Genomic DNA, 24234 nt, shown 5'->3' on the forward strand with positions numbered 1-24234 from the left:
TTCTCACCTTCTCTTCTTGAGCATCGATGAAGAGAATTTAAACCTTTGCATCAACGCTGTCATGAAAGTGGAAAAGGTAACCTTCTCGCCGACCGCAACAACCGGACCTAGATAGGCCAGACCAAACGATTCAAGTCGACACAAGTAAATCAGAATGGATAGCAATCCGAGAACAAAACCATATACGCCAAGAACGGCCGACAGCAGGATGATATAAATTCGTAACAGGCTGACCGTCCCCGTCAGCGACTGATTAACCAGCGCAAACGTTGCTACGACCGAAATCGCAATAGTAACCAAAAGCGTAGGCGATGCGAGACCGGCTCGAATAAGCGCATCCCCGATAATGATGCCTCCGACAATGCCGATCGTCTGGCCGACCGCCTTCGGCAGGCGGACGCCTGCCTCGCGGAGCAATTCGAACAAGAAAATGAGCATCATGGCCTCCAATATTTGAGGGAACGGCAATCCTTCCCGAGACATGACGACAGTCGCCAGCAGCTTCAATGGGATTTGCTCCACATTAACGCTGGAGATCGCAATCCAGAAGCCCGGCAGAAAGAGGCTGATCAGCATGCCCAAAGTACGTATGGTCATTTGAAGAATGATGTAATGATAGGGAAAATGAGCATCCTCCGGCGATTTGAGCAGTTCAAAAAAGTAGACAGGCCCGATCAGCACCATGGGCGAGCCCTCGACAATAATGACGAACTTCCCTTGGTACAGCACCTCTGTTGCATAATCAGGCCTTCCGATGTAATCGAACAACGGAAACAGAGATAAAGTCCGATCGGATAGCCACTGCTCCAATTGGCCGGCGCTCAGCAAATTCTCGATATCGATCGTTTGCAGCCGCTTGCGTATTTCAGATATGGTGTCGGGGTTTGCCTTATGCTTCATATATAACAAAGATATCTGGGTTTTGCTTACACTGCCGATTTTGAACGACTCATTAAACAGCAAACCGGTTCGCAGCCTCTTGCGAATAAGTCCGATATTCGTGGACAGTTCCTCCGTGAACGCATCCTTCGGTCCTTTAATCGAAATCTCGGTGTTCGATTCCTGGGGCATCCGCCTCGGGATGTTCGAGATATCTGCAATCCAATACTCGGCGCTGCCCTCCTCGTGAATAATCAGGTTGCCCGAGAATACATTGGAGATCATTACTTCAATTGACTGCTGGACCTCCATAATAGGCAGCGACTCATCTTCGCCTTCGTTCTGCGCGCCCACGGAATCCTGTGCAATATGCTGACAGATGCTTGCGAAGTATTGATTCAGCCTTGCCTTGTCGATCATTCCCTCGCAATAGAAAGCCGTCAGCTTATCGAATCCTCCCATATTAACGACTGAGGGAAAAACAATATCAGCCTGCGCTGAGAAAGCCTGCACCAGCAACGCTCGATTCAGCTTCCCGCTGCGAAGCTCTTGATCCAATGAAGCGTACAGCCCTTGTTCCTCAGGAGACAATGTCATGCCGTTCCTCCCTCCTTCTTGGGAGACAGATTGCTAATGATGAGCAGCAAACAGGTCATCGCGATGCCAAACACGATAGAAAACATGTAGAAGTATCTCTGGACGAACGACTGAAACCAAATATCGCTTATCTTGAAAATCGGAATTAAACAAAAAAGCACGCTGACAGCGGCCATCACGGCTCGTGGAAATGCAGCAGGGCGCCACTGAATCAGCTCCGCCAACAAGTAGAGACAGAGCGCATTGCGAATGACACCGCCCACCATCATCTGAAAAACCGCAAGAAAATCGACATGCGAAATTTCCGGTCCGATCATGACAAGCCTCCATTGTTCGAAGGCGGGAAACCTCATGTTGCTCGCCACGTTTGGCCCGAATGCGGCGATCTCGCCGGTTACGGGGCCAAGAATAAGTCCTACCAAGAGAAAGACAGAGACGAAAATAAACGGAATGTTCAACGGCTTTTTCATTTTATACTGCAACAGCAGGATGACCATGAGATCCATGCATCCCCCGAAGACGATGCCTGCCCCATGTAAGACAGGACCGAATCCGTTCGAGAAAATAGGGAAAAGCATGCTGTACTCCTTGCTTGGCGAAGTGGCGACCGAAACTCCCGTCCCCAATAACCATACGATGGGAAGCAGAATGGCCGACATGTATATGATGGCGCGCAGCCCCGATTTCGCAGCGGAATAGCAGATAGCCGCAAAGGTAATCACGATGACGAAATAGGGCGTTCTCGGCAAAAAGTATATTTTGATGGATTTGGTCGCATCAAACACGATCATCAAAGCGGAAATCAAGAAGTAAGTAAAGAAGGCTCCAATTATAATGCCTGATACAAACCTTCCTGTGCGCTGCTTAAGCCAATCATTAAACGTCTGCAGTCGAATCGATCGACAGATGGAATAAAGAATCAATCCCCAGATAAGCAACAAAATAAAAGCGATTATCGCGCTCACCCAAGCATCGCGTCCGGCCTGCTGAAGAAGATATGGAATAATAAGCACATGATTCGATATACCGAGCGATAGCAGCAGCAGGAACAATAGCTGCAGCTTGGAGTAACCCGTTTCCACTGTCGTCCCCCTCGCTTACCATTCTTATTTCAAGGTATATTTTCCATACAATGGAATGATTATGCACGCTGCTCACGAACAGCGTCTGCTTGTAGAGCAAGACAAAAAGGACAATAACAGACTGCTTACTCGCAGCCTGTCATTGTCCTCGCACGATATTCATATTCGCAATGTGCAGCTATGACCTGAACAACCCGTCAAGATAATACGAGACCATACGCCTAGCCTGCTCCGGCGGCACTTGCTCCGGGAAGGTCGCGCAATGAACGACTAAGCCGTCTACAAACGCATGGAGCGCTTTGGTCTCCAGCTCAGCATCCAGAACCGTATCGACCCACTGCTCCCGAACCAATACATCAACCGTGCGCCGAAATCCAGTATAGAGCTCCTCGTGAACCTCAAGGCTGAGCGCTTGTATTGCCGGAGACGAGACCGCCTTCCCTGCGAATGCAAGCCATACCTGCGCCTCCGCAAGACGGGTCTCGTCAAGCGGAATAAGCTCCAGAATGATCATTTCCGTATCGAGACGGACGTTGCCGGTGAACGGCAAGCTTTCAATTCGCGCATTCGCACGCTGGGAAACAAGCCGCATCGAGAAAGCAAGCAGCTCATCTACCGTATCAAAATAATGACGGAGCGCTCCCAGAGAGAGGTTCGCTTCATCGGCTACCCGGCGGACCGACAGCCCATCAAGGCCGTCTTGTTGAATGACCCGCCAAGCTGCCTCCGCCAGCAGTTCTTTCCGTAATTGGTGATCGACGATTTTAGGCATATCCTTATTATAGATCAAAGTATCTTTTTAATACAGATGTGCTATAATGATTTTATATAATACAGTTGTGCTATATAAGGGAGTGGAGTCCTTTGATTACTGCGTTAATTGTTGGATGCGAGGCAGCCTTCTGGGTGTTCGTCTTATTGGGACTGACATTCCGATATGTGCTGAAACTGCCCAAGGCGGGAGCACTGCTGCTGTTCTGTACACCGATTATTGATCTGGTGCTGCTCATTGCGGCCATCGCCGACTTGAGGCGAGGGGCAGTCGCAGGATGGGAACACGGCGTCGCCGCCATCTACATCGGCGCTTCCATCGTGTATGGGCACCGTCTTATACGCTGGGCAGATGTTCGCTTCGCACATCGGTTCGCCTCTGGCCCGCCGCCGGAACGGCGGCCTAAGCACGGTCCCGCGCACGCGCGCAACGAAAGACACGGCTGGTACCGCCATCTCGCGTCATGGGCGATTGGCTGCGCCCTGCTGGTCATCATGTTGTTGTGGGTCAATGATGACAGCCGAACCGAAAGCCTGCGGGATATCATCCGCTTATGGTCTATTATTGTCGGCATAGATTTTCTGATCAGTTTCAGCTATACACTGTGGCCACGGCCTTCCAAGAGACACTTAAACAAGGATATCGAGCGTTAATGGCTCAAATATACAAGAATGTTTGCCTTTCATGGGCCAAGGAGTTCACATTTGTGAACAAAATCCTTGGCCCTTAGTCAATTTGACCTATTTTTTAATACTCATCCCCTACTCTATCGAATATAATGAGTTGACGAGCTTTTTCGACAATAATAATCCCTTAACAGAAGGAGAATCGATATGACCGTTAACGTTCTCGAACGCAACAACGTCAAACAATTCGGACAAGGCTCTCGCCCGATCGTATTTGCGCATGGCTTCGGCTGCGATCAGGATATGTGGCGTTATATCGTGCCTCAATTTGAACGCGATTATCGGATTGTCTTATTCGACTACGTCGGATCGGGAGCCTCTCAGCTCCACCACTACGACCCGATCAAATACAGCCATTTGAACGGCTACGCCCAAGACGTGCTTGAGATTATGGATGTACTCGATCTAAGCAACGCTGTATTCGTCGGGCATTCTGTCAGCAGTATGATCGGATTGCTGGCTGCCAATCAGGAGTCACGGCGCTTTGGTGATTTTGTTATGATCGGGCCATCACCACGCTATATTAACGACCTTCCTGACTATTACGGCGGTTTCAAACGATCGGATATCGATGAGCTGCTGAACATGATGCAGATGAATTTCTTCGGCTGGGCAAGCTATCTTGCCCCGATCGTCATGAACAATCCTGATCGTAAGGAATTGTCCGATGATCTGGAGAAAACGTTCTGTTCCCGCGACCCCCACATCGCGCGCCAGTTCGCGGAGACGACCTTCTTGTCCGATTGCCGTAAGGATCTGCAGTACTGCTCCGTCCCGTCGCTTATTCTACAATGCTCAGATGACAGCATCGCACCCATTGAGGTCGGCAACTACTTGCACGCCCATCTGCAGCAAAGTACGCTTCGCCTGATGAATGCTAAGGGCCACTATCCACAATTAAGTCATCCTGAAGAAACCGCCTCGTTCATTCATCAGTATTTGACCGCTCACCAACAATAGAAAGAGGATCGGATTCATGGATCAGCAATTAGACTACGCACCCTGCGGCTATTTCTCGATTTCGGACAAGGGCATTATCCAATCCGCTAACCAGACCTTCGCCACCATGCTCAGCTATGAACGGGACGAACTGCTCGGCAAACACATTGAGTTGTTCATGTCGATGACGAACAAGCTCTTCTTCCACACTTATTTCTACCCTTATATGCAGCTGTACGGGCATGTAAGCGAGATCTACCTGTCGCTGCAGTCAAGCAGCCACCACGATATACCGATGCTGCTGAACGGTGTTCGCCAGACGCGTGAAGGCGAAACATTCATGGATTGTGTCGTTGTCGAGATGCGGCGACGTCTCGAGCATGAGAAAGATATTCTCGCAACCAAGCAACGGCTTGAACATCTCGTACAGGAAACGAACGAAACGAACCGTAAGCTGGAGCTGCTGCATCAAGAGTATGAAGCGAAACAACGCGAGCTTCTCAGCATTAATCTGCAGTTAGAGGCATTAGCTTTAACGGACCCGCTGACCGGCATGAAGAATAGACGGTATTTCAACGAGAGCCTGCTTGCGCATATTAATAAATTCCATCGTTCAGGCGATCCATTCTCGATTGCGCTCATCGACATCGATCGGTTCAAGTCCATTAACGATACATACGGCCATCCTGTCGGTGACCTCGTATTGACCGAATTGGCCGAATTGCTCCATGCCTCGTCTCGCGAGACAGACGTTACAGCGCGCTTCGGCGGAGAAGAATTCGTCATGCTGCTGGCGGGAGCGGATGCGATCAATGCCGTCCATATCGCTGAACGAATACGGACTGTCATTCAGATGACGCCTATGGGTAATTTGCATATTACGGCAAGCATCGGCGTTGCAACGATGACGAGCGAGGACTCCGATGACAAGCTGATCAGCAAGGCCGATCAGGCCCTATACAGATCCAAGACCAGCGGTCGCAACCGAGTATCGCATGTGATGGATTTGGATTCTAACAAGTAACAGATGTCGAAAGGCCATCCACCGGGGATGGCCTTCTTCATGCTCTATACGCTCTCAGACATCTGAGGCATGATTACGAACCCGCTTGCCTTCCTTGCTTTCAGAATATGAAGAAGCTGGTGCTGCAGCGAGACTTGGCATGTGACTTTAATAATGACTTCGGCTTTGCGGCGGGAAGTGAACCTGAACTTGCCCTTAGTGAACAATAACTCGATGGTTAGCCCTATAAGGAAACCTCCAACCATACCGATTAATCCCCATATGATCGGCCCCAAGTACCATACGAATCCATAGATCGTTCCCAGTATGGAGAAGATTGCCGCACTCATCATCGCTCCGTCCAATATACTCCTGCCGTCAACTTGATGAATCGAATCAATAATATGTGTATCTGTTACAAGGTTTTCTACCGGCATTGCGACGACCCGATGCGGAGGCACACCCAGCTTCTCTAAATCATGGATGGCCATCTCAACGAAAGGCGAGTGCTCGAATGTTGCGATGATTTGCACCGTATTTTGTACATCATCGGCAGGATGTTGTTGTGCCAAATGGTCCGCCCTCGCTCTAAGGTAACGTACTTGTTCAATGTCGAACAACGTATTGTTCTCATTGACCGATGAATAGGCCTGATAAATCGCAAACGAGTAGATGGAGGGCAAGAAGAGATACCAATGCCAATCTACAATAGCAGCTGCGCTGCTGAAATCGCCAAGGAACGAATACAGCCATGATCGGATAGCGACAGCTTTATAACAGACGAATATCCACCAGCCCAATATAAATGTGCCAATGATCGTACTGCCACCGTAAAGCTGACCCAAGCCAGGAGATATGACGGACCAGACCAGGCCTAGCCACGGATGCTTTTTATCAAGGACGATGACGTCGAAGAAACTAACCTCAGAAGGTGTGATAGGCGCATCCTCAATCTCGGACAACTTATGGCTTTTGTTTATCTCAACCGCGCATCGATAACTGTCCCATATGCTATACACATATACACCTACGTACATCAGAGCCCAATCCTCATTCAGGATTTCCCTCGCCTCGTCGAAGCGCCCAAGAAACGATAATGCGATCGCCATATTGATATTGGCCTTACTGTTTATAACTAGCTCCCATATGACCAGCACGAAGCCGTAAAAATACTTGCCGATAAACATGTGCCCGAACCCTGGAAAAGATGCCGCCCACCAAGCCGCAATCCAGGGCGGACGAGGGTACACCGAGTTGATTCCAAAAACGGATATTTTCCCTTTGGGATAACGGGGGTTTATGCTGGATGACTGGAATCGCTGGTGTGGCATCAATAACCTCCCCCGATCGGTCTTTGATCTTCAAACCCTCTTCGCAACCATAAATTGCTCAAATTTCCATTTGGTTATTCCTGCTCATATTCGCGAATCGCGGACCGGGTATAAAGCCCGCCTTGCGATACAAGCCTTCAGCAGAATTGCCCACCGTTACACATAGCTTAACGACAGGCGCATATGGGTGCGCCTTCGCCCTGATCCAATTCAACATATATTCGCCCAGACGTCTGTTCCGGTATGACGGAAGCACACAGATCTCGCCGATCTCGGCGAATCTCAGCGGGATCGCAGCGCTAATACCTGCGATGCACAGACCAGCAATCCGCTGATCCTGATCATTCCACAGATATAGTGACAGATTGTTTGGCGCGTAGATCTGCAGTAAACGCTCGACGTCTTTCTTAACTTCCTCTTCGGTCGGCGTACCATAAATCTCGTAGTCTGTTCCCCCGACGTAGCCTTCCCTTATTGCTCTGGCGAGCGCTGTCCGATCTACAGATTGATCCAGGACATGCAAGGAGTATCCCTCAGGCAACGCTGCAACTATGTCAGGGTCCGTCGGACAGCACATGACCTGCCGTGTGACATCCAGCCGATATGCGAACGATTGCAATATCTCTACGTCCTGTGAGAGAACGCCTCTAATATGAATGATAGTCTTACAGCAGCTAAATAAAGTTTTCCAGAAAATCGTTCTGTCTGCAAAAGGTGCGATCAGAAACGGATAGATGACCGTATCGTTCATAATAATTGCGCCGCCAATCCGAACACCGTCACGCACGACCCAGTAGCATTGATCCGTGAACTTCGTATCCTCGAGCCGGGCTTTCCAGTCGTACCACATTTCGATATCCGCATTGGCATACAGCACCTGATACACGGCGAATAAGTCTCGTTCAGCTTGTTCTATTTGATAGAAGGACATAGATAGACTCCGTTCTTTAGTTGGATTGTTAGCTTGGTGAAACACAAAAAAACCACCTACCGATCTCTCGGATAGGAGGCATATGCGTGCAGACACAAGGACCCCTTGCCTCATTCGGAGACAATGTTCCTTCTGCCTATATCGAAAAAAGCCCGCACTAACCCTATCCAAGAAAATCGTTGGGACGATTGTTCATAGAGATAGAATTAGTGAATCATCGGCTTAGGTCACCCTTCCCATTGCTAGTGTCCTGAATATATCACACCATCCACCAAATTCCAACAAAAGCAGTTAACATAGCATTCTTGCGTACTCTCGTTCCCCATGATAGCCTATTATATGGATATACATTTATACCAAATACAAGAAACCAACAGAGGCATTTCCCGTATAAATGTAGACTATGAATTCAGGAGGTATTATGAGAGCTAAGAGATTGTTTCTGCTGTCGTCTATTATGTCCATGATGCTAGCGGTGCTTGCCCCGCTGAATGCATTCGCAGCCACGCCAGGCGATGCGTCCTCTTCCTATGCGACAACAACGAAGGCCGCTGCTGAGAAGGCGTCCCTGTTGACCAAGCAATACGGCACGACAAGCGTGCAATATGCGCTTATCGATCAGGGCAAGATCGTCGTCTCCGGACAATCGGGCAAGAACGATGTCGCTGGGAAGATCCCCCTAACCGCTAATACCATGTACGGCATCGGCTCGACCAGCAAAGTGTTCACTGCGGCAGCTGTCATGCAGCTCGTCGATGCAGGGAAAGTCGACCTCGACAAGCCGGTTGTGCAGTACATTCCGGAATTCAAGATGAAGGATGAGCGGTATAAGCAAATTACGCCTCGTATGCTGCTTAACCATTCCGCCGGCATCGCGGGAACTGCGTCCCGGAACGCCTCCCTCTTCTCCGACAACGACACATTCGCGCACGATAACCTTCTCAAGCAGTTGTCGACACAAGTATTGAAGGCCGATCCAGGCGCTTTCTCGGTGTATTGCAATGATTGTTTCTCTCTTTCCGAGATTCTTGTTGAGAAAGTGAGCGGCACTGACTTCACAAGCTACATTCATGAGCATTTCTCGGAGCCCCTTGGTATGACGAATACAGGGACACCGCAAGATGACTTGGACGAGTCTCGAATGGCTGCACTTTATCTTTCGCCTTACGAGCAGCAGCTTCCGAATGAGACGACTAACTTCATTGGTGCTGGCGGAATCTATTCTACGGCCGCAGATCTCGCTCGGTTCTCCCAGATCTTCACAGGTCAAGCGGAAGGACTCTCCTCCAAATCCGCGAACGCAATGGCGCAGCCGGAGTACAAGAACGGCCTATGGCCGGAAGACGCGGACAACTCGATCGGGTATGGGCTTGGTTGGGACAGCGTCGATCTATTCCCGTTCGGGGATTACGGTATTCAGGCGCTGACCAAAGGCGGGGATACGATTCTGTATCACTCGTCGATCGTTGTGCTCCCTGAGCAGAACATGGCCGCTGCAGTTCTATCGTCTGGAGGCAGCAGCGCGTTAAACCAACTGTTGGCTACCCAAATTCTGCTCCAAGCGCTGAAGGAGAAAGGAGCCATCGATGATATCAAGCCTGGCAAATCGTTCGGATTGCCTGTTAAGGCTGACATGCCTCAGGAACTGCTTGGAGAAGCAGGCGTCTATGGATCGTCTACTCAGCTTCTGATGGTGGGCATCACCAAGGACGGCCTGTTGTCGCTTGCGTCGCCTCAAGATCCTAGTTCCCCTGCCGAGACGTATACGTACTCAGCGGATGGCTCGTTCATCAATGCGAATGGAAGCGCGAAGATCAATCTCGTGAAGGAGAGGAACGGCCGTACGTACTTATGGGTTCGCCAATACGCGCTTGTGCCAGGACTCGGCCAGATTGCTGTATCCGAATATGTCGACGAGAAGCTCTCGGCGAACGACATCTCCGACGAGACGCGCGCTGCATGGCAGGGGCGGGATGGCAAACGTTATTTTCTCGTCAGCGAGAAATATACGTCGATGGCCTACTTGGTAGCCTCCTCCGCACAGGTTCAGCTGTTCAAGAACGTCCCTGGTTATATCATGTCCCATAAAATTACGGGTCCGGACACCGCAGCGTCCGACCTTCAGATTCCGGCAATAGGCGGACGAGACAATGGTCCCGTTCAATTCTTCAATCAGCAGCAGGGCGATACCACTGCGGAGTATCTCCAAGCCTCCGGCTATCGGTATATTAGCCAAGATAATGTGTGGCCGATCTATCAAGGCAAGCACGCTTGGGTTACGATCCCGACAAGCGGCGATGCCAAATGGTATACGATTCCTGACGCTGCAGCAGGCCGGACGATGCACGTGACGCTCCCTTCAGCTGGCTCCTATGCGGTATATGACGAGAACGGGGCGATTGTTGCTTTCAGCATCATCAATGACGGGCCAGTCGTGCTGCCGAAGAACGGTACGATCGTATTCGCGGGCGATGCAGGAGCTAAGTTTGACGTCACGTTAACGAAATAAACAACGGCAGCGATAATGTATGGCCGGTATTCTCATTGCGAGAATATCGGCCTTTTCTACGTCATTGTTGCAGCATGGTTACCTCGTATTATTCACCTTCTATCATCGGTAATTCCATGAAATTCATAGAAAAAATTGTCGAATAATGGTACGATTATTCGGAATATTCTACTAGAAAGGTGATGTTCGTGGTAACCAATCGTATTGGATTCAAATATGTTATCCTCCTTCTTCTAGTCGTTATGCTCGTACCGATGAACGCCATTACGACAGTCGCGGCAGCCAAGACGAGCGCCGTCAAAGTTCAATTCCCTACCCAGACATACAAAGTGGCAGTAGGAAGCACGCTTACGCTGCGTGCCACAACGCAGCCGAAAGTGACATTCGCCTACTCCAGCAACAGCTCGAAGGTAGCGACCGTTACCCAGGCGGGCGTCGTGACAGGCAAAAGCGTAGGCAAAGCAAAAATCACAGCAACAGTGACGCAGAAGGGCTACACGGGATACGCATCCATCACTGTAGAGGTAACGGCGGCCAAGGGCACCGGCGGCTCCAGCACGACTTCGAATACGACCAACCCTGCTGATCTGAAGAAGGTTGTCTTCAAAGATCCCAATCTAGAAGCCGTTATTCGGGGCATTATCGCGAAGCCGAGCGGCGACATTTTGGTCAAAGACGTACTAGGCATTAAGGCAATAACGAACGCTCAAATCTATCGTTATTCAACCGCTCGCATCCGCGATCTGAGCGGCCTTGAGGCTGTTCGCAATCTGACTTCGTTGGATCTGTTCAACAACCTGGTGACCGATATTAGCCCACTAGCGAATTTGACGCAATTGAAGAAGCTCGATATCGGCTATAACAGCGTTCGGGACCTCACGCCGCTGAAGAATCTGAAGCTGGAAGAGCTGCATGCGATTTATAATTTTATAACCGATGTGAAGCCAATAGCTGGTGTTACGACACTCAAGTCTCTCTGGATCTCTTACAACAACGTCCGAGATATTAGTGCACTGAAAAGCCTGACCCGATTGGAAGGATTGCAGGCTTCTAATAATGTCATCTCCGATATTTCGATCATCGATCAGATGCCTAAGCTGCAGGGCGTCCGATTCGCAGATAACCCATTGCTGGATGCCGCTCCTGCCCTTCGCAAGGAAGGTCATGATGAGGATAAGGCGCTGAAGAATGCTGCAACTGCCGGTCAAGAGGCGAAGGATGTTATCGCACGCCTCATTAAGCCAGGCATGTCCGATCTCGAGAAGGAAACAGCCATTCATGACTATCTGCTCAGCAAAATCACTTACGACTGGCAATATTACAGCTATAACATTAAGACAGGCACCGACCCTGGCGGCATCTATGGCGCGCTGGTTGAAGGCATCTCGGTATGCGAAGGTTATGCCAAAGCGATGAATGTTCTCGGCCATTTGGCTGGACTAGACATCATGTATGTATCGGGCACCTCGCTCGGCGGGGTCGGACATGCTTGGAATTTGGTCAAAATCAACGGCGCTTACGCGCATGTCGATGCGACTTGGGATGATGGTAATCCATGGTTGCAAGAGGAGCAGAACAACTTCTATAAACGTGCCCACTTCAATCTCTCGCAAAATCAACGCTTGAATGAAATCCACTGGGATACCGATCGTTATCCCACTGCTTTCAGTGATGCGGTTGCTCCATCGTCGAACGACTACCGCATCAAAGTGTCCTTCAACGCCGAAATTCCAGTTACGCGGGACACGATCGTGTGGGCGATTCTGAGCCTTCAATGGAAAGACGGAGACTATGTCTCTTACCATGATGTAAAGACGCAGCTGATCTTCAAAGGGAATACGAAGACGGTAGAAGGCGAACTGATCGTTCCCGTAGACGTCCCTCTCTCCTCGGGACAAGTCGACTACACATTCAAATATGAGCTGTACACGACAGGCGAAGGCGTTCGTTTCGGCTTCGATCTCATGAAGGATCCATTCCTCTTCAACGGCAACGGCATACGGGGTTCCTACCTGACCGGTACGATGAAGAATCCGAATGAAACGCTGAAGCTGACACTTCTGAAGGTCGGCAGCCAAGGAACGTCCTACAGTCAGACGGAATCGACAGGAATGGCGGACAGCCTTAACGGAAGCTGGTTCGAGACGTATGTGAGCCAATCTTTCCCGCAGCCAGACGGTTCGGCATACAATATGTATAACATCCACAACGTCGGCTCGTTCACGCTGCCTGCCTACAGCGCAGTGTACGTAACGGCGGGAAGCAACGTTCAGAAATTCGAGGACCAATACTATAATTACAACTTTGGAGGCAAGCTGCTTGTTGCCAACCATACAGACTCTCCGAAGGTCATTAATGCCAAGGATATCGAGTTCTCGCTAAGCGGAATGTATACGGACAGCGGGGGTACGATCACGCTTCCTGATGGCACAAGCTTCAAGGAGAAGTCGACGGGACCGTACATTCGATTCATCGCTTTCGACGGAGACTTCGATGAAGCAACTCCGCTGGATGAGATCATCCGGGCCAACAAGCATCGCTTCGTTGGCGAATGGATTACGGTAAGCCCTAAGTAAAGATGGATCGCCTTCCTGCGGGAAGGCGATTTTCTTTTGGACACACTCAATAAATTTCCTTCAATAATGAAAAACTGCCGACGGATGCCGGCAGTCCATGTTTAGGACTATTCGAGCTGAAGCAGACGTACGATCTCGCCGTCTATTACCTCTTCACTAACTCGCATAAATCCTAACGATTCGTATAACTTCCCTGCAATTTCATTACTTGGCCTATGCCCAATCATAATTCTCTTGCAGCTTAACTCACTCATCAGCTGAATCAGGACCTCCATCGCTTCCCTGCCATAACCTTTGCCTTGATGTTGTTCATCAATCATGAGGGCTGGAATCCAGCAGTTATCATCCTGATCCGCGCTCGTACAATAAACGAGGAATCCAACTACGCGGCCTTCCGCATAAATGGCACGCAATTCAAAGTCATGGACAAACTTAGACTCTGCAATCCAGTAGACGACAGGTGCAGGAAAAACACTGCGCTGCTCGGGTGTAACATTAAGCTGGGTACATGCATACCAGTTGTCGATCGATACTGGCTGTAGGGTAACTGTCACGCGATCATTCCTCCGTATTGCAGAGGAATCCATCCTCTGCGATTATTTTGTAACCTTTCTTATAGCGGCTGTCATATTGGTCTTGGTCATAGCGCATCACTCCTAACCGTAATAAAAAACCTAGTGTAGTTATTCGCTTATTAATTAAGTACGTCCTTCCTAGGCAAATAAAATAAGACCCCCGCCACTTACCCGCGGGAGTCCCACTGATTATCATACCGAAGCGGAATGATCGTTCGAATTCGTCTTATGCCTGCTCCACGGCGTGCCTAGTATCGGAAGCGCCCACCGATCGAGCCCATACCAGCCAGCTACCTTCCAGCCTAGGACAAGCCATGTCGCCAGAATAAACAGCAGCGGATTCGTACTCAGCGTGCCGGCGAACAGGAAGCTCGCATTCATGAAGGCTCCGAAGAAGGCCGCAACGCCCGTCAATAAGCCGAGAATAAGCCCCAGCCCGACCGCCGTCTCGCCAAAAGCTACAATATAAGAAAACACTTTGGCATGTGGCAGCACCATATTCTCAAGGAATGATGCGTACCAGCCCGTTACGTCCTTCCCATCGGCCGCCTTGCCGAGAGCGCCGTTCACGAAGCCAGTAAGCCCTGTGCCTGCCTTGCTTCCGACCCAGTTCTCGTTCGTAAGCTTATGCCAACCCGCATTGATCCACGCATAACCTAAGTACAGCCGAATGATTAACCATAGCAGTCCGGATCTCGTGTTGTTGAACAGAAAATTAGAAACTGGGTTCTCTGGAACGATAATGCGTTTCCCCTGCAGTTCTTCCTTAATCGTCACACACATCACCTCAGATTGGAATGATTTCACCCAGATGGTAAACCATTTCCCTTCATTTGTAAATCAACGATGTGTTAAGATTCGTCGGGTCAGCTGCTCGGTTAGACGTCTGCCGCCCTCTTCTTCGCCGCATCTGCCAGTTTCATCATCTCAACCAACGCGACAGTACAGTCCGCACGATTCACCTTGCCATCCCGTTCATACCCGTCCCAGATCAAACCCAAAGCTCGCGCCTGCATCTCGCATGCCGCCAAACCCAGCTTCGCTCGTTCCTCCGGCTCATGAAGCGCGCGCACGATAAAGCTAAGCAGTTCGCTGCCCGTTAAGCCATCATCCGGTCGGAAACGGTCATTCGGCGTCGTTGCTTCATCAATAAGCTCTGCATCCAGTGCAGCCTGTACGTTCTGCGCGTCAAACTCGTACTTATAAATATCGCAGTATCTACCCTGATAAACCCGCTTCGGCGGAGATTGCGCCGCCTTGAAGAATTGGAACAGGAACTGTCCACGCGGCAGTTCTGCTTCCGGGTGAAAATATTTCAAGCATGGGTCAAGCAATCCCCTAGCCATCGCTTGCTTTATTCCTGCTAATTGCTTAATCCCCGTGCAGTCGACATAGGGCAGCTCGGGCAAGTCGGTCGGCAGAATCGGACGCTCCGGCTTATCTGTTGGCGACACCTGTGTCGGCGGGCGCAGCGATTCATCCGGGGTCCATGGCGCTGGATCATAATCGTTCATGAGGCTGCACAACGGCTCAATCTGCTGGCGTTTTATTTCCGAGGCAATATATTGGGCCATCAGCACAGCGCCATAGTCATTCGTATGTGCTGCATCATTGAAATACCCTCCGAGCGCATCGGTCCCCATCTTGCAGAACAACTGGAAGCTGTGCTCATGCAGATCGATAACAGGCACATGCAGCTCTCTGCCTACCTTGCGGCACGCTTCTGCATGCTCCTCCAGCAGATCATAATAGCTGCCATCCTCATCTCGACTTGGGATGCGGCTAAGCGAGGTGACAATAACCGGCGTCGCTCCCAACTGCCGCACCTGCTGGATGTACCATCTCAAGTTAGCTGAGTAGCCTGCGTATGGTGCAAGGTATCGCCGCTTCTGATCGTTATGACCGAACTGGAACATGAAGATGTCGCCAGGACGAATTCGTTCCGTAATGATCGCCCAGTGCCCATCGTCTCGGAAGCAGTTGGTCGTCATGCCGCCATGCGCCTGATTATCGACTGCAACGCCATCAAAGTATTGCAGCACATTTTGACCCCAAGAGCCCCCGCTAATAATCGGATTGTACGGATAACGTGTATCGTAATCCCCAACAATAGAGTCGCCGCCCAAGAACAGGGTTGGTGCTTCCGAACGCTCAATCGTTACCTCGCTAAGACGGGCAATATCGCCTACAGTTGTAATGTAGATCGATAGATCGCTTCTCGCCGGCTTCCCGACGACTGGAATGTAGTCGCACACATGCACGTAATACCGGTATTCGAACACCTCTCCCGCCGCAACCGTAATGTCCCGTCTTACCATGTTGCGTCTTCCTGTGTAGAGGTTCAGAGAAGTGATGCCCTCATCTCCACCATGAATGCGAACCGTTACGGCATAGACGCCTTCTTCAGGGACGGCTGCCCGGAAGCGAAGCGGCAGGCCCGGCTCACGAAGCTCAACCCCATATACCGTATCAGCAATATCGGCTTCAATCCGACCTTCCGCCGGACGGGGAAGCCATCCGCCATAACCTTTGAACCGATCGGCGGCATTATCTGCTGGGTCCGTCCACTCTAGAAGCCCGTACCCGGCCTCCTCGTTATAAATGCTTGCAGCGCCCACTTGAATGCTTCCTTCTTGAACATACTGCTCCGCGAAGCTATACCGTCTGTTATACACGCCGAATGCTCCCTTCTCGATCCTAATCTCATTACAAAATGACGCTTACCCCTCTTGGAAGTAAGCGCCACCTGATCTCTCCTATTAAATAACTAGATAACTTCCAATACAGCTGTGAGCTGTGCCAATGCCAAGCCTTGGCCCCAGCCTTGCGCCCATTTCCTATCGATGTTCAGATAACCCTCTATATCTTTCATGACGGCGGTTCCACCCGATACGTTCTGAACCCGTCCATTGCTTGCAATGTTTGCGATAACGCCGTCCAATGCCTTCTGTACATACTTCGAATGCATCGGGTTATGCTGCGTAACCATCGCTGCGCAGATACCGGCAGTCGCCGACACTTCGCCGTACGCATCCGGATAATCGAGCACGGTTCCCCACAGCCCGTCTTCCTTCTGCAGCTTCTTAATCGCCGCAAGCTGATCACGCAATGCGCTCCAGATGTGCATCATTGGCGGATACAGGTAAGCTTCCGGCAGTATTCTTGCCGCACGGGACATCGTATAAGCAGCCCATGCATTCGCACGTGCCCAATACATACCCGACATATGATCCTTATTAATATTATTATAACCGTGATACCACAGGCCCGTGTTCTCGTCCTGCAAGTAGTTGATATGCCAGAAGAATTGATGCAACGCATCGTCAACAAGCGGCTTCTCCTTCAGCATAATGCCTACGCGCAGCAAGAAGTATGCGGCCATGAACAGCGTGTCCGCCCATGCTTGCTCAGGGAAGTCGTTGTTCGCCGATACCGTATGCTGGAGCACGCGGTCGCCGAAGCGAAGAGCGTCGTTGCGAAGATAATCAACCTTGCTCATGATCAGATCCAGATACTTCTGATCACCTGTCTGTTGATACAGTGTAATGAGCATATGGCCCATTGCACATGTATTCACTGTCCATACAGGCAGACCAACCTCGATATATTCGTCCACCCATTCCTTCATCCGATTGAGATAAGCCTGCTCACCCGTTACTTCGAACGCGCGGCTGACACCATAGAATGCAACGCCGCCTGGCCAGTCCCATGTGAGATCCATACCGAACGTGTACTCTACCACTTGATCGATCAGCTGCTTCAATTCCGTCTGAGAGGCCGTTATCTTCATGTCTTCCATTCTCCTCCAAGTCCCGAAGCCCCAGCTATTCGCCGGGGCTCGGGTGTCTGTTTAGTTATAGATTAGCTGTATTGACCAGCATCGATTGCTTTTTGTTTCTCGTCGAGAATTTCTTGGTAGCCTGCATCGAGGTACGTTTTCTTCGCTGCTTCATACGTTTTGTCGAAGTCTTCCGGCTTGGACAGTGCAACCTTCACGTACAGCTCTTGGAAGAGCGCGTTCAGATCGGCTTTGTACTCGTTTACTTTCTCCAGTACAACGCTGAACATTGGATCCGGCGTGCGGTATTCTGCAGTCTCATCGTAGTACTTGAACAGTTGATCTACCAGGCTTTCATAGCCGGCAGGCGCCCATTGACGAGCAAGAGCCTTACGAGTTGTAGCTTGATCTGCATATTGCGCGCTTTCCGTTACAAGTGCCCAGTAGTCTTTGTTGTTGTTTTGCGACAGTGCGGACTCGCCTTTGAAGTCAGCGTTCTTAACTGCAATGCCATCTGCATCAAGCGTATAGTTCTGGCCTTCTACACCGTTCTGCAAGAAGAACAGGTTAGCTGGCTGGCTCATCCACTCCAGGTACATCCACAGTGCTGCACGCTCTTGCGGCGTCGACTCATAGTTTACGCCCATGATGAAGCCGAATGGCCAGTAAGCACGGCCTTGTGGTTTCGAACCTTCAGGCACGCCTGCGCCAGGAGGCACGATTGCGAATTCTGCGCCTGGGTTGTTAGCAAGCGTTGCAGCGATAACGTCAGTGTTGCTTGCAAGATAGAGACCATACGTACCCGTTTTGCCTGCAACGAATTCAGCTTTGATCTTCGCGTCGTCGGAACGCAGGTAGAACTCTTTGTCGATCAAACCTTTGTTGTACAGCGTGTTCAGGTTGCGCAGATATTTCTCAGTAGCTGGCGTCGTCAGATCCGCTACGCCCAGATCGGAGTAAAGCGCATGCTCCTTGTCATCCATTGGGAAGTCACGGAATGCATAGTTGAACGTGTAGTTGTTCGCTTTCAATGCTTCAGCGCCCACGCCAAGACCTGCGTCTTTCCACTTCTGCAGCATGTCATTGTATTTCTCGAGGGAAGTCAGGTCTTCGACCTTCATGCCCACTTTCTCAACCCAGTCCTTACGGATCAGCGAAGTTGCGTTATCAATAGCCGGACGAGCAGCGAATACGAATGCATTCTTGCCGTCTACTTTACCGTATTTCTCGATCGTCTCGCTCATGTTCTTCCAGTATGTTGGTGCATAGTTCTCAATCTCTTTGTAATCCAGGTCTTGCATAACTTCTTCGCTGTAGTATGCAAGCGCTTGCGGCATATCGTAGTGGAAGATGAGGTCCGGTGCTTTGTGAGCAGCAAGCAATTGCTCGAAGTCCTGTACTTCATTGCCGCGTGCGATTGCCGTGAATTTCACGTTGATGTTGTACTTGTCGCCGAATTCCTTCTGAATGTAGCGTGTATAGTAGTTATCTGTAACGTTCCAGCCTTCGAACGCACGCTCATAGACTGGGATATTAAGTTCTACTTTCTCGGGGAAACCTTTCGAATAGTCTGGGAATGCGCCTTCTTTAGTCGTGTCCGTAGGTGTCGTTGTCGAGTTGTCTGTCGTCGGAGCCTTGTCGTCGGTTTTCTTGTCATCCGAGCCGCTGTTCGAGCAGCCTGCGATAAGACCCATTACTACCAGAGAAGACAACAACATAGTGCCAAATCTCTTTTTCGCCATTGCTTATTACCCCCATCAGTCATTTTGTGATACTTCGTTACTCTTTTACTGCACCTAACATTTGGCCTTGAACAAAGTACTTCTGGATGAAAGGATATATACACAAAATCGGCAGCGTTGCGAATACAACGCACGACGCTTTCAGCACCTCAGGGTTACTGAGCGATACCGATGATGCTTCGAGTTGGAAGCTTTCAGACGATTGAATGACCAGGTAGTACAGCTTCAATTGGAGCGGACGCAGGTCTACATTCTGTTTGATGTAGAACAAGGAGTCCTGATAAGCATTCCAGCGGCCAGCCGCATAGAACAACGACAACGTTGCCATAATGGGCTTGGACAGCGGGAGAACGACGCTCCATAGAATACGGAAGTGGTTCGCGCCGTCGATCCTCGCAGCCTCTTCAAGGCTGATTGGTATACCGGTCTGGAGCGCGGTCTTCATAATCAGCAAGTTAAAGGAACTGAATGCGAGCGGCAGAATGAGCGCCCACAGCGTATCCATCATGCCAAGATTGTTAATCAGCATGTACTCCGGGATAATGCCCCCGCTGAAGAGCATCGGGAACAAGAAGATAAGTGTCAGTACCGAGCGGCCCTTCAGTTGACCACGAGATAGTGGATAAGCCGCGAAGATCGTAATGATCATGCCTAGAATCGTGAATAATACGGTAACGATAACGGATATATACAAGGAACGCAGAATGCTTTTATCTTGGAAAATCTTCTCGTAAGCCCCAAAGGTGAATCCTCTTGGCCACAGCGTTACTTTATTCGCAATAACGAATGCGTCCGCGCTGAACGACTTCGCAATAACGTGCACGAACGGCAGCAAGCAAGCTAGCGACACGAGGATGATAACGAGGCGAATTACAACATCCCAGATGTCAAAACGCTGTTTATTATGCATGGCAACAGTGCCAGTGGATGCTTTCATGGTGCGCCCCCTCTCTAGAAAATCCCATCGTCGCCAAGCTTCTTGGCTACTCGGTTAGCAATCAGTACAAGTGCAAATCCAATGACAGCTTGGAACAAACCAACTGCTGTCGCGCGGCTAATGTTGCCGGACTCAATACCCCAACGATAGACGAGTACCGGAATCGTAGTCGTGTATTCGGTGGTAGCCTTGTTCGTAAGCGCGTAGATCCGTTCGAACGAGCCGTCCATGACTTTACCCAAGTTCAGGATAAGCAGCGTTACAATCGTCATTCGGATCGAAGGCAGCGTGACGTTCCACATCTTTCTCCAGCGGCCTGCGCCATCAACGGTTGCGGCCTCGTAGAGATCCGGGTTAATGCTGCTTATGGAAGCGAGATAAATGATCGTTCCCCATCCCATGCTCTGCCATACCCCGATAGCCAAGTAACTGAACAGCCAGTGGGTATCTTCTTGCAGGAACGGAACACGATTGAGGCCCATTGACTCAAGGACATTATTGACTGCGCCGCTTCCCTGGCTCAGGAGCTGATAAGCAAGCGCCCCGATAATAACCCAGGAGAAGAAGTGCGGCAGATACAAGAATGTTTGATTGATCTTCTTGAATCGAGCGCTCTTGATCTCACTTAATAGTAATGCGAGTACGATCGGCATCGTAAAGCTGAACAACAGATCGAGACTATTCAGCATCAATGTATTACGTACAGCGCGAGCGAAGTCAGGTTTGTCGAAGACTTCTCTAAACATCTGGAATCCGACCCAGTCGCTGCCCCAGAAGCCCTTGGCGATCTTATACTTCTTGAATGCCAGGACAAGACCAAACATTGGCGTGTACTTGAATAGTAATACGAAGGATAACGGAACGACTAATAGTAAGTACAGCTGCCAATCTTGGCGAAGAGCGTGCATCCATCCAGTGCTCTTTTGTTTTTTTGGTAGTAAAACGTTTTCATGTTTTAGTGAAGCGCTTTCAACTTTCACAGTCTCACCCTCCTCTTACAGTAGACCTCCCGATGACTGAATGCATGTGTTCAGACGATGGTGGGCTATGTCTGCATCATACCCTCCATTGCTCGCAATCGTAAATCATGAGTATTGATTTGAGCTATCATTTTTGATTTTGCCGCGCCACTACGCGGTTTGTGGCCCTGCTGACAATCATGTTTCGCCGGCAGAACAAGAGATGATTATCATTTTTGACTAGCATATAAGAACAATAAAGCTGTCCCCCACGGCCGCGACGGACCAGAGGAACAGCTTCATTTTTGATCATAATTAGATTCGTTGTTCTGTTCGATTATGCACCAGTCGACTTCAAGGCCTTATAACTGCTCGGAGGCATACCCTCATACTTGCGGAAGAAACGATTGAAACTTTGTACATTCGCATAGCCGACCTCAGCAGCGATCTGCGTCATGCTAAGATTCGACTCCAGCAGCAGCTGCTTCGCCTTCTCAATTCGAAGGGAGTTCGTATAGTCGATTAAGCTCTTGCCGGTGAGCTCCATAACGATTTTGCGCATGTAGGAATAACTGATGCCGATTTCCTTCGCCATATCCTCGAATACGATCTCTTCGCAATAATGCTCCTCGAGGTAACGAGTGATTCGCTCCCCGTAATTCGCTTCACCCGAGCTGCGTTCCAGATATTGAATAATATCTCCAAAGAACTCATGCAAATACTCGTCGAGTTCATCCAGCGTATCTCTGGTTGCAATAGCGGAGTAAATATTGCGCCGACCCGCGAATATACGTGACGTACTCACGTTATTCTCACGAAGATGCTTGATCGTAACGCCAAGGATCTGGTTGTAAATGAACATAATGTTGTCGTACGAGATATATTCGACCGATTGAATTTCATCGCGAATAAGCCCCAGCTCTTTGATAATGCTATCGAGATCGCCGTTATCCAAGAAATTCAGAATTCGACGCTCGCTGTTCGCCGGGTAAATATATTTGCCGGTCTGGTCGGCATCCTGCTTCCAGTACGTAATGCCCCCGCTGCCGCCGATCATCCGATGCTTAATAACCTCCATCGCTTCCACGACGCGGTCAGGGATCATCTCGATCGAATCGGCCTGGCTGCTTACCCCGATGGTCACCGAATGGCCCAACACCTCCGCTGCCATATCGCGAATGGAAGCAAGCGCCTCATGGACCGACTTCGCGCCATTCTCTGCCTCTTCCGCGTCATAGTTAATAATCATGACAAAGCAGCCTTCGCCCTGATAAACCGTACGCACATGAATGCCTTCCGGGAACAGACTATTGCACTGCGGGACAAGGACATACCGATGGTATTGGCGCGTTTCGGGATTCATGTGACTGACATACCGTCTGTAACGGTCAATCGACATAATCGCCGTCATGTAATAGTGCTCAGGGAACAGCCCCTCGACCTGCCTCGTCACTTCGCCCTTCAGCAAATGATGAACAGCAAGATTACGTGTATCTTGCTCCCGTTCCCGAAGCAGACGAGTCAGCCCCTCCTCTTCCTCCTGCATCCGTTGGAATGCCGCATCAAGGAAGACAAGCTCATTCTTCTTCGTAATGCCCAGATTGCTCCGAGCACGAACCGCTCTAACCAGCTCGCGCAACGGCTTGGACAGCCAAGTCGAGAGAACAATGGTCAGAAGCGCCCCCGCGAACACAATAACGATCGTAAGTAAGATAATATTGCGTTGAATCGAATGCGTCTTGGTCATAAGCTCGTCCATCGAATACACATTCACGTTCAGCCAATTGTATTGGCTCGCTGATCGCGACCATGTATAGATTAAACGCTCTCCGTCAAGCTCATGATAAGCGTACCCTTCCTTCTTGCCGCTATCCAAGACCTCCTGAATATAAGGCTGATCCTTGCCGGAAGTGAACAACAGGCTCTTATCTTCGTTCGAAATAATCGTGCCGTCTGCCTCCATCAGCATATAGCTATGCTTTCCCGGTTCAGAAGTACGCAAATACTGGCTGATTCGATCTTCTTCCAAATTAACGACGATCGTGCCTTTGGTCGTAGTCGACAAACGGTTCAATGGCAGGACGTATGTGACAACGTTCTTACCATTGGCCAGCTTGCGCGGAAACCAGACGCCGCTGATCCCCCTTCTTCCTTCCAACGCTGTACTTAACCATTCCATCGATTCATAACGACTAAGCGACGTTATCCCTTTGTCAGACGAGACCACATAATCCGACCCATCCAGGTAGAAATAAGAAGAGTATATGCCATCCTGTCGGTTCTTCAGATTGTTCAGCTCGTTCAAGACGACCTGCGTACTGGCAATATTCACATATTGGCTATTTAATTCTTCCAATGTCTCAAAGTTGCGAACCCGATCGAACACCTTCGTCGCCGCGAGGTGCACGACATCCTGTGCCAAGCTGTTCAGAGCCGTCTCGTTCAGTCTGCGATTCGCATTAAGTCCCGCGAGCGTCGACTCCGCAATCGCACTCTCCGAATGCTTCAGAATCTGTGTGCCGCTGTACCAGGTCAGGATCGAAATCGGTACAGCCATTACACAAAACATGATGAGCGTCAGCTGCAGCATGATGGGAAATCGTTTCATTCTGCCTCTCCTCTCTTCACCGGCCCAATCGCCCAGCCGATGAATTAACATTAACGCTAATCAAGATAGCGCTTACAAAAATAGATCTGCAGCCTCTTACTATGTTCGAACCCTGTCTCGGTCTTATGTCGAATGGTGCTCATGTTCAGTTCATCAATGTGATAAAAGACTACGTCCTACAATTTTATGGCTTCTTGATCGACTATTCAAGTTCAAAAATACGGGTATAAAAGCATTTTGTCGCTAATCCGCTTCCATTTAATCCTGATAAATCCATTTAACTCAAGCATATCTGGGACTCCTATCGTTTGAACTTATAAAACAAATAAA

18 protein-coding genes are annotated in these 24234 nt (G+C 49.9%); 5 read left to right on the forward strand and 13 right to left on the reverse strand.

The window, feature by feature from the left end; translation table 11 throughout:
• Nucleotides 1-3: 3 nt before the first annotated feature.
• The 3 genes from H8B09_RS24770 to H8B09_RS24780 form a co-directional block, all read right to left on the reverse strand.
• Nucleotides 4-1476, reverse strand: a complete 1473-nt coding sequence (locus H8B09_RS24770) for a spore germination protein (RefSeq protein ID WP_191206276.1) — start codon at nucleotides 1474-1476, stop codon at nucleotides 4-6.
• On the reverse strand, nucleotides 1473-2558 hold the full coding sequence (locus H8B09_RS24775) for a GerAB/ArcD/ProY family transporter (RefSeq protein WP_191206277.1): 1086 nt from the start codon (nucleotides 2556-2558) through the stop codon (nucleotides 1473-1475). The genes H8B09_RS24770 and H8B09_RS24775 overlap by 4 nt, the downstream gene beginning before the upstream one ends.
• Before the next feature lie 178 nt (nucleotides 2559-2736).
• On the reverse strand, nucleotides 2737-3330 hold the full coding sequence (locus H8B09_RS24780; RefSeq protein ID WP_191206278.1) for a TetR/AcrR family transcriptional regulator: 594 nt from the start codon (nucleotides 3328-3330) through the stop codon (nucleotides 2737-2739).
• Between the two features lie 92 nt (nucleotides 3331-3422).
• On the opposite strand from H8B09_RS24780, the gene H8B09_RS24785 reads away from it, so the two are divergent.
• The 3 genes from H8B09_RS24785 (at nucleotide 3423) to H8B09_RS24795 (ending at nucleotide 5979) form a co-directional block, all read left to right on the forward strand.
• Entirely contained in the window at nucleotides 3423-3983 is a 561-nt protein-coding gene (locus tag H8B09_RS24785) for a hypothetical protein (protein WP_191206279.1), read from the forward strand.
• Nucleotides 3984-4163: 180 nt separating this feature from the next.
• Nucleotides 4164-4976, forward strand: a complete 813-nt coding sequence (locus tag H8B09_RS24790) for an alpha/beta fold hydrolase (RefSeq protein WP_191206280.1) — start codon at nucleotides 4164-4166, stop codon at nucleotides 4974-4976.
• A gap of 16 nt (nucleotides 4977-4992) precedes the next feature.
• Nucleotides 4993-5979 (forward strand): sensor domain-containing diguanylate cyclase, encoded by a 987-nt coding sequence (locus tag H8B09_RS24795; RefSeq protein ID WP_191206281.1) that lies wholly within the window; start codon nucleotides 4993-4995, stop codon nucleotides 5977-5979.
• A 44-nt stretch (nucleotides 5980-6023) separates the two neighbouring features.
• On the opposite strand, the gene H8B09_RS24800 is transcribed toward H8B09_RS24795, so the two are convergent.
• The gene (locus H8B09_RS24800; protein WP_224753964.1) at nucleotides 6024-7145 is read right to left on the reverse strand and encodes a hypothetical protein; all 1122 of its coding nucleotides are present in this window, start codon (nucleotides 7143-7145) and stop codon (nucleotides 6024-6026) included.
• Nucleotides 7146-7347: 202 nt separating this feature from the next.
• On the reverse strand, nucleotides 7348-8220 hold the full coding sequence (locus H8B09_RS24805; protein WP_191206283.1) for a GNAT family N-acetyltransferase: 873 nt from the start codon (nucleotides 8218-8220) through the stop codon (nucleotides 7348-7350).
• Nucleotides 8221-8641: 421 nt separating this feature from the next.
• Between H8B09_RS24805 and H8B09_RS24810 the strand changes: the two genes are divergently transcribed.
• Nucleotides 8642-10729: a serine hydrolase domain-containing protein gene (locus H8B09_RS24810; protein WP_191206284.1), complete on the forward strand. Its 2088-nt coding sequence runs from the start codon at nucleotides 8642-8644 to the stop codon at nucleotides 10727-10729.
• A gap of 188 nt (nucleotides 10730-10917) precedes the next feature.
• Complete coding sequence (locus tag H8B09_RS24815) at nucleotides 10918-13305, forward strand: leucine-rich repeat domain-containing protein (RefSeq protein ID WP_191206285.1); 2388 nt, start codon at nucleotides 10918-10920, stop codon at nucleotides 13303-13305.
• A gap of 107 nt (nucleotides 13306-13412) precedes the next feature.
• Here the strand turns inward: H8B09_RS24815 and H8B09_RS24820 are convergent, their stop codons facing one another.
• From H8B09_RS24820 to H8B09_RS24855, 8 genes are all read right to left on the reverse strand, one after another.
• On the reverse strand, nucleotides 13413-13859 hold the full coding sequence (locus H8B09_RS24820) for a GNAT family N-acetyltransferase (RefSeq protein WP_318152753.1): 447 nt from the start codon (nucleotides 13857-13859) through the stop codon (nucleotides 13413-13415).
• Between the two features lie 213 nt (nucleotides 13860-14072).
• Nucleotides 14073-14639: a DoxX family membrane protein gene (locus H8B09_RS24825; RefSeq protein WP_224753999.1), complete on the reverse strand. Its 567-nt coding sequence runs from the start codon at nucleotides 14637-14639 to the stop codon at nucleotides 14073-14075.
• Nucleotides 14640-14758: 119 nt separating this feature from the next.
• Nucleotides 14759-16555 (reverse strand): rhamnogalacturonan acetylesterase, encoded by a 1797-nt coding sequence (locus H8B09_RS24830; RefSeq protein WP_191206287.1) that lies wholly within the window; start codon nucleotides 16553-16555, stop codon nucleotides 14759-14761.
• 92 nt (nucleotides 16556-16647) lie between these two features.
• Entirely contained in the window at nucleotides 16648-17670 is a 1023-nt protein-coding gene (locus H8B09_RS24835; protein ID WP_191206288.1) for a glycoside hydrolase family 88/105 protein, read from the reverse strand.
• 71 nt (nucleotides 17671-17741) lie between these two features.
• Nucleotides 17742-19400, reverse strand: a complete 1659-nt coding sequence (locus H8B09_RS24840; RefSeq protein WP_191206289.1) for a type 2 periplasmic-binding domain-containing protein — start codon at nucleotides 19398-19400, stop codon at nucleotides 17742-17744.
• Nucleotides 19401-19437: 37 nt separating this feature from the next.
• Nucleotides 19438-20337, reverse strand: a complete 900-nt coding sequence (locus H8B09_RS24845; RefSeq protein ID WP_191206290.1) for a carbohydrate ABC transporter permease — start codon at nucleotides 20335-20337, stop codon at nucleotides 19438-19440.
• A 14-nt stretch (nucleotides 20338-20351) separates the two neighbouring features.
• Nucleotides 20352-21245 (reverse strand): ABC transporter permease, encoded by an 894-nt coding sequence (locus H8B09_RS24850; protein ID WP_191206291.1) that lies wholly within the window; start codon nucleotides 21243-21245, stop codon nucleotides 20352-20354.
• A 388-nt stretch (nucleotides 21246-21633) separates the two neighbouring features.
• Nucleotides 21634-23904, reverse strand: a complete 2271-nt coding sequence (locus tag H8B09_RS24855; RefSeq protein WP_191206292.1) for an AraC family transcriptional regulator — start codon at nucleotides 23902-23904, stop codon at nucleotides 21634-21636.
• Between the last annotated feature and the right edge of the window lie 330 nt (nucleotides 23905-24234).

Source organism: Paenibacillus terricola (assembly GCF_014779765.1).
In the GTDB taxonomy this organism is placed as follows: domain Bacteria; phylum Bacillota; class Bacilli; order Paenibacillales; family Paenibacillaceae; genus Paenibacillus_T; species Paenibacillus_T terricola.